The organism is Streptomyces sp. NPDC090445 (assembly GCF_044769385.1).
Taxonomy (GTDB): Bacteria; Actinomycetota; Actinomycetes; order Streptomycetales; family Streptomycetaceae; genus Streptomyces.
On sequence record NZ_JBIVXV010000006.1, the window covers coordinates 38,267 to 50,309 of the forward strand.

10 protein-coding genes are annotated in these 12,043 nt (G+C 73.1%); 5 read left to right on the forward strand and 5 right to left on the reverse strand.

Annotated elements, in window-relative coordinates:
- The first annotated feature begins 39 nt into the window (after positions 1 to 39).
- Together ACIQUT_RS15275 and ACIQUT_RS15280 are read left to right on the forward strand one after the other, a co-directional pair.
- Positions 40 to 528, forward strand: coding sequence for a MarR family winged helix-turn-helix transcriptional regulator (locus ACIQUT_RS15275; RefSeq protein ID WP_403563252.1), 489 nt, complete (start codon positions 40 to 42; stop codon positions 526 to 528).
- Between the two features lie 98 nt (positions 529 to 626).
- On the forward strand, positions 627 to 1,034 hold the full coding sequence (locus tag ACIQUT_RS15280; protein WP_403563253.1) for a YciI family protein: 408 nt from the start codon (positions 627 to 629) through the stop codon (positions 1,032 to 1,034).
- A gap of 138 nt (positions 1,035 to 1,172) precedes the next feature.
- Here ACIQUT_RS15280 and ACIQUT_RS15285 read toward each other — a convergent pair whose 3' ends face one another.
- From ACIQUT_RS15285 to ACIQUT_RS15305, 5 genes are all read right to left on the reverse strand, one after another.
- Positions 1,173 to 1,961: a carbohydrate ABC transporter permease gene (locus tag ACIQUT_RS15285; RefSeq protein ID WP_403563667.1), complete on the reverse strand. Its 789-nt coding sequence runs from the start codon at positions 1,959 to 1,961 to the stop codon at positions 1,173 to 1,175.
- Between the two features lie 140 nt (positions 1,962 to 2,101).
- A complete protein-coding gene (locus ACIQUT_RS15290; protein ID WP_403563255.1) occupies positions 2,102 to 3,436 on the reverse strand; it encodes an ABC transporter permease subunit in 1,335 nt (444 codons plus the stop codon).
- Positions 3,437 to 3,447: 11 nt separating this feature from the next.
- The gene (locus tag ACIQUT_RS15295; RefSeq protein WP_403563258.1) at positions 3,448 to 4,782 is read right to left on the reverse strand and encodes an ABC transporter substrate-binding protein; all 1,335 of its coding nucleotides are present in this window, start codon (positions 4,780 to 4,782) and stop codon (positions 3,448 to 3,450) included.
- Positions 4,783 to 4,874: 92 nt separating this feature from the next.
- Positions 4,875 to 6,557, reverse strand: a complete 1,683-nt coding sequence (locus ACIQUT_RS15300; RefSeq protein WP_403563260.1) for a glycoside hydrolase family 13 protein — start codon at positions 6,555 to 6,557, stop codon at positions 4,875 to 4,877.
- A gap of 214 nt (positions 6,558 to 6,771) precedes the next feature.
- Positions 6,772 to 8,043, reverse strand: a complete 1,272-nt coding sequence (locus tag ACIQUT_RS15305; protein ID WP_403563262.1) for an ABC transporter substrate-binding protein — start codon at positions 8,041 to 8,043, stop codon at positions 6,772 to 6,774.
- A gap of 168 nt (positions 8,044 to 8,211) precedes the next feature.
- On the opposite strand from ACIQUT_RS15305, the gene ACIQUT_RS15310 reads away from it, so the two are divergent.
- The 3 genes from ACIQUT_RS15310 to ACIQUT_RS15320 are packed head-to-tail and all read left to right on the forward strand — an operon-like array spanning position 8,212 to position 11,839.
- Positions 8,212 to 8,718 (forward strand): PadR family transcriptional regulator, encoded by a 507-nt coding sequence (locus tag ACIQUT_RS15310; protein WP_403563264.1) that lies wholly within the window; start codon positions 8,212 to 8,214, stop codon positions 8,716 to 8,718.
- Positions 8,715 to 9,488 carry an ABC transporter ATP-binding protein gene (locus ACIQUT_RS15315; RefSeq protein ID WP_403563266.1) on the forward strand — a complete coding sequence of 258 codons (774 nt, stop codon included), beginning with the start codon at positions 8,715 to 8,717 and terminating at the stop codon, positions 9,486 to 9,488. The genes ACIQUT_RS15310 and ACIQUT_RS15315 overlap by 4 nt, the downstream gene beginning before the upstream one ends.
- Positions 9,489 to 9,490: 2 nt before the next feature.
- Entirely contained in the window at positions 9,491 to 11,839 is a 2,349-nt protein-coding gene (locus ACIQUT_RS15320; protein ID WP_403563268.1) for an FtsX-like permease family protein, read from the forward strand.
- Positions 11,840 to 12,043: the final 204 nt, after the last annotated feature.

Genomic DNA, 12,043 nt, shown 5'->3' on the forward strand with positions numbered 1-12,043 from the left:
TGTGTGTGCACACGCAACCCGCCTCCCTATACTCGATCCATGTCGAAGAAACTGACCCAGGCCGAGATGCCCGACGCCGATTACGCCTTCTACGGGCTCGTCTGGGCCGGCACGGTACTGACCGAGCGCGTCGACCGGGCCCTCACCAGGGCGCACGACCTCCCCGTGTCCTGGTTCGAGGTCATGCTGTGGCTGGCGTCCAGCCCCGACCCGGTGCCCGCCTCCGTCCTCGGCAACAGCACCATGCTCAGCCGCAGCCAGGTCTCACGCGTCGTCGACGCCCTCCAGTCCCGCGGCCTGGTGTCCCGTACCCCCTCGACGCGCGACGCGCGGTCGGTCGAGGTCTCCCTCACCGACGAGGGCCACCGGGTCTTCGCCGAGGCCGACGCCACCCGCAGGGAAGCACTGGCCCCGGTCTTCACGGAGCTCCTCGACGACCAGGACATGGCAGCCCTCGGCGTGGTGTGGCGCAAGCTCAAGGCGGAGAAGGAACGCCTCGCCGAGGAACCGGGAGCCAGGCCCTCCTGAGGCGTCACCCGCGCCGGCGTCCCGCCGCCCGGGGGAACTCGCGGACCCGGCCCGTCCGGGAACCGGCCCGGCGGACCGGGAGCTGGTTGGCTGGGGAGATGAAGTACTTCGTGACGGTCCAGGCGAACCAGGCGGACTACGACGCGATGGAGGGCAAGGAATCGCCCGCTCCCCGGTGGGGCAGTGACGAGATCACGGCCATGGTCGCCTTCATGAACGAGCTCAACGCGGAACTCACCGCCTCCGGGGAACTCCTGGACGCGCAGGGATTCACCGCACCCGCCGAGGCCCGGTTCGTCACCGGCTCGCCCGGCCGCGAGCCGGTGGTCACCGACCATCCGTACGCCGACACCGACGTCCTCACCGCCGGTTACTGGCTGCTGGAGTGCTCCGGCGTCGACCGCGTCACCGCGATCGCGGCCCGGATCACCCAGTGCCCGGTGCCGGCCGGCTCCCCCGAGTACCCGGTGGTGATCCGCCCGGTCGGCGAGGCCCCCTCGGCCTGACAGCGGCGGCCTCCCCCTCCCGGTTGCGGGAGGGGGAGGCCGTCGTCGAACGCGGAACGCGCGGTGCTGTTTCGCCGGCAGCGCTTGTTTCACCGGCAGCGCTTGTTTCACCGGCAGCATCTACTTCACCGGCAGCATCTACTTCACCGATCCTGCCATCACGCCCTGCACGAAGTGCCGCTGGAAGGCGAAGAAGACGACGAGCGGGACCACCAGGGACAGGAACGCGCCCGGCGCGAGGACGCCGATGTTGCTGCCGAACTGCCTGATCTGGGACTGCAGCGCGACCGTGAGCGGCTGGGACCCGCTGTCCGCGAAGAGCAGCGCCACGAGCATGTCGTTCCAGACCCAGAGGAACTGGAAGATGGCCAGGCTCGCGATGGCCGGGCGGCCGAGCGGCAGCACGAGCCGGAAGAAGATCCGCCACTCGGTGCCGCCGTCCATCCGGGCGGCCTCCAGCATCTCGCGCGGGATCTCGGCGAAGTAGTTGCGGAGCAGGAAGACCGCGAACGGGAGCCCGTAGGCGACGTGGAAGAGGACGACGCCCGGGATCGTGCCGAAGAGTCCGACCGCGCCGAACAGCTTGGCGACGGGCAGCAGGCCGATCTGCACGGGGACGACCAGCAGTCCGACCACCACCAGGAAGACGCCGTCCCTGCCGGGGAACTCCAGCCAGGCGAAGGCGTAGCCGGCCAGGGCCGCGATGCCGACCACCAGGACGGTGGTGGGCACCGAGATCAGGACGGTGTTGCCGAAGGCCGCCGCGATGCCGGAGTCCTCCAGCAGGGCGCCGTAGTTGTCCAGGGACAGCTGTGACGGATCGGTGAGGGCGGTCCACCAGCCGCCGGAGGCGTTGTCCTGCTCGGAGCGCATCGAGGACAGCAGCAGTCCGGCCAGCGGGGTGATCCACACGAGGGCGACCAGCATCAGCAGGGCCTGGACGGCCGAGCTGCCGAGCAGGCGGGACAGCCGGTTGCCGCGGCGCGGCCCGGGCGGGGACGGGACGGGAGCGGGCCGGAGGGCCGTCGCCCGCCCGGACGGCCGGCGTTCGATGGTGCCCTGGCTGCTCATGTTCCACTCCTTCGGAACCGCCGGATGTTGAAGACCATCGCGGGGACGACCAGCAGGAGGAGCACGATGCTGAGCGCGCTGCCGAGGCCCTGGTCGTTGCCGCCGCCGAAGGAGACCAGCCACATGCGGGTGGCCAGTACGTTCGCCTCTTCCTGGACCGGTCCGGGAGCGATGATGTAGACGAGGTCGAAGACCTTCATCACGTTGATCACCAGGGTGACGAAGACGACGGTGAGGACCGGGGCCAGGAGCGGCACGGTGATCCTGCGGAAGATCTGGCCCTCGGTGGCACCGTCCATCCGGGCCGCCTCCAGCGCGTCGCGCGGGATGGTCGCGAGCCCGGCGCCGATCAGCACCATCGCGAAGCCGGTCCACACCCACAGGTAGGCGCCGATGATGGCCGGCGTCACCAGGGCCGGGCCCAGCCAGTTCACGCCCTGGTAGGGGGCGGCGAAGTTGGCCGCGGGCAGCCGGACGGTGTACTCGCCGGCGGCCAGCCCGGTGAGGCGGAACGATCCGTCCGGTCCGGCGGTGGCGGTCGCGGCCACCGTGCCGTCCCGCACGGCCTCGACGGTCATGCCGGGCAGGCCCTTCTCGCCCGGGTCGACCGTGCCGGGGGTGCCGGCTCCGCCGGGGGCGAAGTCCAGGTAGACGACGCCCGCGATGGTGTCGCTGCCGGGTGCCGGCGGTGCGGCCGCGGCCGTGGCGCCGGCGGGTATCGCGCCGGGTGCCACGCCGACGAAGCCGAGGCTGACCGGGTCGCCGGGGCGTACCGGCTTCTCGGTGCTGTACGGGCCGCCCGCGCCTCCCTCGATGCCGTGGCCTTCGCGGGGGCGGGCGGTCGGGTAGGCGGCGGCGTCCTCGAAGGTGTCGTGGATGCCGACGGCCACCGCGTTGAGCACGCCCCGGTCGGGGTTCTGCTCGTAGGCGAGGCGGAAGATGATGCCGGCGGCCAGGAACGAGACGGCCATCGGCAGGAAGAGCACCAGCTTGAAGGCGGTCGCCCAGCGCACCTTCTCGGTGAGCACGGCGAGCACCAGGCCGAGGCCGGTGAGCAGGGTCGGGGCGACGACGACCCAGATGGTGCTGTTGCGGATGGCCTTCAGGGTGGCCGGGTCCTGGACGAGGGCCGCGTAGTTCCCGGCTCCGACGAACCGGTCGCCGCTGGCGTCGAAGAGGCTGCGGACGAAGGAGAAGACGACCGGGTAGACGACCAGTGCGCCGAGGAGGAGCAGGGCCGGCAGGACGAAGAGGACGGCGAGGCGGCGCTGCCTCCTCCGGGCCCGGCGCCGCGGGTCGGCCGCGGCGCGGGCGGTGAGCGTGTCAGCCATGGGGGGCCGCCTCAGTTCCCGTAGGCCTTGGCGGCCTCGGCTTCGAGCTTCGCGGCGGTGCCCTGCGGGTCCGACGGGTCGCGCAGGAAGTCCTGGAGGAGCTTCCACTCGCCCGCGCCCTTGGTGCCGCCGAACGCGGCCGGGGCCTGGTCCGACATGTCGAAGCGGACGGTGTCGCCGGCCGCGACGAGGGACTCGGCCGTGCTGCGGGTGGTGTCGTCGCCGTACGCGGAGAGGGCGACCTTGTTGTTCGGGGACAGGAAGCCGCCGGCACCGGCCCAGACCTCGGCCGCCTCGGGGGAGGCGAGGAACTCGACCAGCTTCATGCCGGCCTTGCCGTTCTTGCCCTGCTTGAGGACGACGGCCGCGTCGCCGCCGCTGACGACCGGCGCCTTGCCGCCGTCGACGGCGGGGAACGGGAAGAACTTGGCGTCGGTGCCGAGCTTCTTGCCGAACTGGTCCTTGGCGACGCCGCCGACGAAGTCGCCCTCGTAGACCATGCCCGCCTTGGGCTGGGGGCCGAAGACCTGCTCGACGGAGGAGGGGAAGTCGGTCTGGAGGGCCGTCTCGGCGCCGCCGGCGACGAGCTGCTTGTCCTTGAACAGCTCACCGAGGGTGGTGAGGGCCCTGACGACGCTGTCGTCGGTCCACTTGATCTTGTGCTGGGCGAGCTGGTCGTACTTCTCCGGGCCGGCCTGGGAGAGGTAGATGTTCTCGAACCAGTCGGTGAGGGTCCAGCCGTCCTCGCCGGCCACGGCGAAGGCCGGGCGGCCGGAGTCGGCGAGCGAGCGGCCGGTCTTCAGCAGGTCGGCCCAGCTCTTGGGCTCGCCGGCGCCGGCCTGGGTGAAGGCGTCGGGGGCGTACCAGACGGTGGACTTGTGGGCGGCCTTGAAGTAGAGGCCGTAGTACGCGCCGTCGACGGTGCCGTAGTTCTTCCACACCGGGGCGAGGGAGGAGTCGGCGGTCTTGGCGGCCTCGTCGGAGAGGGGCTGGAGCCAGCCCTCCTTGGCGAACTGCTTCAGGACGCCGACCTGGGGGACCATCACCACGTCGGGGGCGTTGCCGCCCTCGATCTTGCTCCCGACGAAGGTGGAGACGTTGTCGCCGGAGGGGACGAAGACCGTCTTGGCGCCGGTCTTCGCGGTGAAGGCGTCCAGGACCTTCTTGAAGTTCTTCTGCTCGCTGCCGGTCCAGACGCCGGCCACGGTCACGGTCTGGCCGTTCAGCTCACCGCCGGAGGCGGGTCCGGTGGTGCTGCCGCCGCAGGCGGTGGCACCGAGGGCGAGGACGAGGGCCGCCGAGGTGGTGGCCGCGATGCGTCGGGGCGTCGTGCTGGGTCGTCGCATGAGGAGCTCCTTTTGCGAAGGGGCGGGTGAGGGGCGGGTGGGGAGCGTGGGGAGGAGAGCGGTGGAGGGGCGGGCGGTGGTGCCTGCGGGGCTTACGGGGCGGGGAACTCTCCCGTCCACCAGGCGGCGGTGGCGGCGGGGAGCACGCCGTCGGGGCACGGGCCGCTGGCGAGGAGCGGGGTCCCGGGCACCGGTGCGGGCACCGGCTCCGTGCCGAAGTTGACCGCGCAGACCAGGCCGTCGCCGCGGACCATCGCCAGCACGTGCGGGGGCGTGTCCAGCCAGCGCAGGGTGCCGTCGCCGAGCTGCGGGAGGCTGCGCCGCAGCTGGAGGCCGTCGCGGTAGAGGTGCCAGAAGGAACGGGTGTCGGTGAGGGCGCGGTCGGTGGTGTGCTCGGCGAACCAGGCGGGCTGCGGCAGCCACGGCTTGATGTCGGCCGACGCCTGGCTGAAGCCGAACGGGGAGGCGTGCCCGGACCAGGGCAGGGGGACTCGGCAGCCGTCCCGGATGTGCTTGCGGCTGCCGGTGCGGTGGAAGATCGGGTCGGTGAGGACCTCGTCGGGCAGGTCGAGGACCTCGGGGAGGCCGAGCTCCTCGCCCTGGTAGACGTAGGCCGCGCCGGGGAGGGCGAGCATCAGCAGGGCGGCGGCGCGGGCGCGGGCGGCGCCGAGTCCGCTGCCCTCCACGCCGGGCTCGCCCGCGTAGCGGGTGACGGTGCGGACCTGGTCGTGGTTGTTGAGGACCCAGGTGACGGTGGAGCCGGTGCCGGCGATGTCGCGTACCGCGTCGGTGATGGTCCGGCGGAAGGCGCCGGCGTCCCAGGGTGCGCTGAGCAGGTCGAAGAAGAACGCCTGGTGCAGCTCGTCGGGGCGGACGTACTCGGCGTGCTCGCGGGCGGTCGGCACGGACACCTCGCCGACCAGCAGCCGCTCGTGTCCGTCGCGGGCGGTGTACTCCTCGCACACCGCGCGCCAGCGGCGCCACACGCCGTGGACCTCGGGCTGGTTCCAGGCCAGCTGGTTGACGGCGTCGCGGGCCCGCTCGTCGGCTTCCGGGTCGTCCGAGTCGGGCAGCTCGGGGTGCTTGTACAGGCCTGCGGCGACGTCGATGCGGAAGCCGTCGACTCCGCGGTCCAGCCAGAAGCGCAGGACCTGCTCGAACTCGTCGCCGACGGCCGGGTCGCGCCAGTTCAGGTCGGGCTGCTCGGGCGTGAACAGGTGCAGGTACCAGTCCCCGGGGGTGCCGTCGGGCTCGGTGATCCGGCTCCAGGCGGGGCCGCCGAACATGGCGCGCCAGTTGTTGGGGGGCTGCGCACCGTCCGGGCCGCGGCCGGGGGCGAAGTGGAAGCGGGAGCGGGCGGCGCCGCCGGGGCCGGCGGCGAGGGCGTCGCGGAACCACGGGTGCTCGCTGGAGCAGTGGTTGGGGACGATGTCGAGGAGCAGCTTGAGGCCGAGGCGGTGGGCGTCGGCGACCAGCCGGTCGAACTCGGCGAGGTCGCCGTAGACGGGGTCGACGCCGCGGTAGTCGGCGACGTCGTAGCCGTGGTCGTGCTGCGGCGACGGGTAGAAGGGGCTGAGCCAGATGCCGTCGACACCGAGCTTGCGGAGGTAGGGCAGCCCGGCCCGGACGCCGGCCAGGTCGCCGATGCCGTCCCCGGTGCTGTCGAGGAAGCTGCGGACGTAGACCTGGTAGATCACCGCGTCGCGCCACCAGGCGTCGGCTGCCGTGGCGCTGCGGGAGGGGAGGCCGGTGTCGGCCGGAAGGGTGCTGAGCATCTCGCGTCGACCTGTCTGCTGAATGCGAGAGCGCCCTGATCAGGTGCGCTGTTATGCATGCATGTTAAGTAGCAGCGACCGAAAGGTGTCAACGATGTGTCCAGAAGTAGCCGAAAGCTGGGGTGGTTTGTACCGAAATACCCGCGTGCACAACGAAGGGCATCTACTTAACATGTAAGTAGATGCCCTTCGGGGAGGTGAAGAAGGAGTGCGATCAGCCCTTGCGGGAGAGGGCTCCGAGCTCGCGCGCGAGCCGCGCCACGGACTGCTCGGGGGTCTGCCGCAGCGCCATCAGGTCCTGCGCCACCGCCTGCACGGCGATGCTCACCTGGTCGTAGCGCGGGCTCTTGGGCCGCGGCACGGCCGCCAGCACGCTCTGCCGGAGCGTCGGCAGGTACGGGTACGCGCGGATCAGCTCGGGATCCTCGTACAGCGCGGCGCGCACGGGCGGCAGCGAGCCCTTCGTGAGGACCTTCCGCTGGACCGGTTCGCTGGTGAGGTAGGAGATCAGGTCGGCTGCCGTCGCCGGATGCCGGGCATGGCTGCTGACGGCGAGGTTGGAGCCGCCGAGCACACTGGTGCCGGGACCGTCGGGTCCGGGCAGCGGCACGGCCCCGAACCGGCCAGCGACCTTCGAGCCCTCGGCGCCGGCGTTCGCGTACACGTAGGGCCAGTTGCGCAGGAACAGCAGCCGGCCGTCCTGGAACGCCTGCCGGGACTCCTCTTCCTTCCAGCCGAGCGCCTCGCGGGGGATCCAGCCGTCCCGCACGCCGTCCGCGAGGAACCGCAGTCCCGCGCGCGCCGCGTCGGAGTCCACGGCGACGCGTGCGCCGTCGTCCCGCAGGATCGATCCGCCCGCCGAGTGCACGGCCTCGGTGACGTTGACGGTGAGCCCCTCGTAGGGCAGGAACTGGCCGGCGTAGCCGTCCAGGCCGTGCTTCGGGGCGATCGTGCGGGCCTGCCGGGCCAGGTCGGCCCAGGTCCGCGGCGGCCGTTCGCCCTCCTGGTCGAGGATGTCCTTGCGGTAGTAGAGCAGCCCCGCGTTCGTGACGTACGGGACCGCGTAGAGCCGGCCGTCGAAGGTCGCCGTGTCGACGACCGGCCGCAGGAACGCGTCCAGCGGGAAGCGGCCGCGCTCCAGCGGGGAGATCCATCCGGCCGCGGCGAACTCGGACGTCCAGGCGACGTCGATGTTCAGCACGTCGAAGCGGTGGCCGCCCGAGCGCAGTTCGCTGATCATCTGCGCCCGGGTCTCGTCGGCCGAGTCGGGCAGTTCCACGAGCGTCACGCGCTCGCCGGGACGGCTCTCGTTCCAGTCGGCCAGCAGCGGGGACAGGTAGCCGGTCAGGTCGCCCGCCGTCGCGAGCGTCAGGGGGCCGCGGGCCCCGTCCGCGCCCGCATCGGAGCGGACGCCGAAGCCGGCGTACCCCGCCGCCACCACCGCCGCGACCAGGAGAGCCCTACCCGCGGCACGCATCCACCGCATAGGTTCCTCCCAGTGCACGATCCGGCTGCGCTGCCGAACATTGCGGCCTATATATACCTGTTAGGCATGCGCGATACTAGACGCCCAGGCAGACGGGGTGGGCGGCGGCCCAGAACGGCCGCTGCCCGGTGAACGGTTGACTACGGAGCGAGAAGGAGGGGGGAGCGAGTGCGTCTGGCGCTCCTGGCACTCCTCACGCGTGGCGCGGCCCATGGCTACGAGCTGAAGCAGGGCCTTGAGAAGCTCTTGGGCGCCGCGTACCCTCAGCCGAACGTCGGCCAGATCTACGTCACGCTCGGACGGCTCGAGAAGAGCGGTCTGATCGAGGGCGAGGACGTCGAGCAGTCGGGCCGGCCCAACAAGCGTACGTACCGGCTGACGGACGCCGGGCGCGAGGCCGTGCAGGCCTGGTTCGAGGACACCGCCGAGGAGCCCCGGGTACGGGACGAGTTCTTCATGAAGATCGCCCTCGCACCGGAATCGGGGATGGCCGACCCGATCGCGCTGATCAACAAGCAGCGGCGGCAGTACCTGAACACCATGCGGGACCTGTCGAAGCTGGCCGCAGCCGAGGACCGCGACAACAAGATCTCCCAACTGCTGATCGAGGGCGCCATGCTGCACCTGCAGGCCGACCTCGACTGGCTGGAACGCTGCCAGGAGGAGCTGGAATGAGCGACGCCGCCACCGCCGCTCCGGACGTGCCCATAGTCCGGGCCGAGGGCCTGGCCAAGACGCACCACGGCGAGGGTGCCCCGGTCCACGCGGTGCGCGGGGTGGACCTCACGGTCCGGCCCGGCGAGTTCGTCGCCGTGACCGGGCCGTCCGGAGCCGGGAAGTCCACGCTGCTGCACCTGATCGGCGGCCTCCAGCGGCCGGACGCGGGCAAGCTGTGGATCGGCGGCGAGCGGGTCGACGCGTACCGCGAGGCCCGCTGGGCGGTGCTCAGGCGCCGCAGCATCGGCATCGTCTTCCAGTTCTTCAACCTGGTCTCCAACCTCACCGTCGCCGACAACGTCGAACTGCCCGCCCTGCTCGCCGGCGCCTCCCCCAAGGCCGCCCGCGCATCCCGCGCCGAGCTCCTCGCCGAACTCGGCCTGGAGGGCCGCGAGCGGGCGATGCCCGGCGAGCTGTCGGGCGGCGAACAGCAGCGGGTCGCCCTCGCCCGGGCCCTGGTCAACCACCCCGCCCTGCTCCTCGCCGACGAACCGGCCGGAAGCCTCGACAGCAAGGGCACCCGCGAGGTGTTGCGGCTGCTGTCCCGGTTCCACCAGCGCGGCCAGACGATCATGATGGTGACGCACGACGCACGGATGGCCAGCGCCGCCGACCGCGTCATCAGCTTCTTCGACGGGCGGATCGCCGACGACGCCCGGCTCGGGGCCGGCGACGGCCGTCAGAGCCGGCCCGGCGGAGTCTCCCGCGTCCTCGACCTGAAGGACTGACCGTGCGGGCCACACTGCGCTGGGCACACGCCGACTTCCGCGCACACCGCGGCGAAGCCCTCTTCGTCGTCCTGGCCAGCGCCGGCATCATCGCCTCGCTGCTGCTGGCCGGCGCGCTGTTCGGGTACGCCGCGAACCCCTGGCAGCGGAGCTTCAACCAGTCCCGGGGCGCGCACGTCTGGCTGCACACCCGCCCCGGGGCGGACATGGACGCCCTGTCCGGCCTGGACGGGGTCGCCTCGGTCTCCGGGCCGTTCCGCACGGCGGCGACCACCGTCGAGTCACGCGGCGCCCGGGCCCCGGTCACACTGCGCGCCGCCGAGGTGACGCCGCCGGACACGGGGCGGCCGCTCGTCACCGCCGGCAGCTGGCTGGCCCCGCCGGACGACGACCCCGACCGGGACGGCTCCGCCGGACTGGACGGCTCGATCGTGCTGGAAGCCTCGGTCGCCCGCGCGCTGTGGGCCGAGCCGGGCGACACCGTACGGGTCACCGGGCCGGACGGCACCCCGCGCACCCTGCGGGTGAGCGGCCTGGCCGAGGCGGCCGAGCCCCGCTACCGGCCGGGCGGCGCACCGGGCATCGGCTGGGTCCTCTCCCCCGCCCTCGACGCGATGGCCCAGGGGCAGCCCGTCGGGCAGAGCGTGGGGCTGCGCCTGCAGGATCCCGGCGACACCGACTTCACCGTCCAGCGGGCCGTGACCGTCCTCGGCGCGGACCGCGTGGCCCAGGTCACCAAATGGCAGCAGGCGCGGGCCGAGGCCGGCGGCGACGACCGGCTCCTCGGCCAGGTCTTCGCCGTCTTCGGACTCGGCGCGCTGCTCGCGGCCGCGCTCGCCGCGTCCGGGGCGATCGCCGCGCGGGTCCGCGGGCAGCTGCGGGACATCGCCGTCCTCAAGGCCGTCGGCTTCACCCCCGGCCAGGTGACCCGGGGCTTCCTCGTCCAGCACCTGGCCTTCGCCCTGCTCGGCGTGGCCCTCGGCACCGCGGCGATCGCCCTGCTGGGCGCCCGCATACCGGGGCGGATCGGGGACGCGGCCGAGGTGTGGCAGGGCCTGCCCGGCCACACCGCCCTGATGATCGGCATCCCCTGCGGTGCCGTGCTGCTGATCGCGGCCGCCACGGGGCTCTCCGCCTGGCGGGCCGGGCGGGTGCCGCCCGTCCCGGTGGCCCGGGCGGCCCTGCCGTCCGCCGCGCCGATGACCGCGCTCGGCCGGCGCGCCCTCGGGACACGGGTTCCGCCCGCCCTGGTCCTGGGGTGGCGGGCCGCGTTCCCGCGCCGCCGGCGGACGCTGGTGCCGGTACTCCGGCTCGCCCTGCCCCTGGCCCTCATCACGGTCGCGCTCGTCACCTGGTCGACGCTGGACCAGTTCCGCAGCCGGCCCGCGACGGTCGGCATGCCCGCGGCCCTGACCGTGCGCGCCCAGCAGCCCGGAGGACCGTCGGACACGGAACTGGAGAAGGCCCTCGCGGCGGTCCCGGGCATCGCCGCGGTCCACCCGGGCGCGGAGATGGCGGCGCTCGTACCGGGGCAGACCGGCACGATCACGCTCCGCGGGCTGGGCACGGCGCAGGACCCGTACCCCTCGGCGGTGGTGGAGGGGCGCGCGGCCGGCGGTCCGGACGAGGCCGTGGCCGGGCAGGGGCTGCTCGACCTCCTCGGGGTCCGCGTCGGCGACTGGGTGCGGATGACCGTCGCAGGTCGGCCGCAGATCCTCCATCTCGTCGGCCGCACCATCGAGCCCGAGTCCGGCGGCCGGGTGATCACCACGACCGTGGACGCCCTGCGGGAGCGCGACCCGCAGCTGCGGCCCGACTACCACGCCCTGGTGCTGCACGAGGGCGCCGACCCGCGGGCGGTGAGCGGCGCGCTCGCCGGGGCGGCGGCCGGAACGCTGGAGATCCGCGAGACCCCCAACCCGGCCGACCGGCTGGAGCCGGCCCGGGCGGTGATCGCCGCCCTGGTCGCCGTACTGGCGCTGATCGGGCTGACCGAGCTGCTGACGCTGATCAGTACGGGCGTCCGCGACCGGGGGCGGGACCTGCTCGCGTTGAAGGCGATCGGCCTCACCCCCCGGCAGATCGGGGCCATGATCGTCACGGCCGCCGGGCTGACCGCGCTGGCCTCCGCCGTCCTGGGGACGGCGGTCGGTGCGCTGGCCGGCCGATGGCTCGTGGACGCCCAGGGGGCGTCGAGCGGGATCGGCGCCGGGATCGCCCAGCTGCCGCCCCTGCCCGTGCTGCTCACGGTGATCGCCGGGGCGGTGCTGGGCGCGGTCGCGGCGGCGGCGCTGCCGGCGACGCGGGCGGCGCGGCGGCGCCTGGCGGACTCGCTGAGCGAAACCCTGTGATCCCCCGGGCCGCCCGCCCTCCACTCTGACCGACCCTCCGGTCTGCCGACTCTCCCGTCTGCCGGCTGCGCGTGCAGCAGGCGGTCCGCGACGGGTTCGCCGGCCGTCTTCCGGTGGGCAGCGCGGTGTGTGTCCGGTCGGGGGCGGTCAACCCGAGGTTCCTGATCTCGACGCCGACGATGGCGGCGTCCTCGCAGAACGTGA

Coding starts and splice junctions, on each gene's coding strand:
- ACIQUT_RS15275 (WP_403563252.1), top strand. CDS start 40: ATGTCGAAGAAACTGACCCAGGCCGAGATGCCCGACGCCGATTACGCC.
- ACIQUT_RS15280 (WP_403563253.1), top strand. CDS start 627: ATGAAGTACTTCGTGACGGTCCAGGCGAACCAGGCGGACTACGACGCG.
- ACIQUT_RS15285 (WP_403563667.1), bottom strand. CDS start 1,961: ATGCTGGTCGCCCTCGTGTGGATCACCCCGCTGGCCGGACTGCTGCTG.
- ACIQUT_RS15290 (WP_403563255.1), bottom strand. CDS start 3,436: ATGGCTGACACGCTCACCGCCCGCGCCGCGGCCGACCCGCGGCGCCGG.
- ACIQUT_RS15295 (WP_403563258.1), bottom strand. CDS start 4,782: ATGCGACGACCCAGCACGACGCCCCGACGCATCGCGGCCACCACCTCG.
- ACIQUT_RS15300 (WP_403563260.1), bottom strand. CDS start 6,557: ATGCTCAGCACCCTTCCGGCCGACACCGGCCTCCCCTCCCGCAGCGCC.
- ACIQUT_RS15305 (WP_403563262.1), bottom strand. CDS start 8,043: ATGCGGTGGATGCGTGCCGCGGGTAGGGCTCTCCTGGTCGCGGCGGTG.
- ACIQUT_RS15315 (WP_403563266.1), top strand. CDS start 8,715: ATGAGCGACGCCGCCACCGCCGCTCCGGACGTGCCCATAGTCCGGGCC.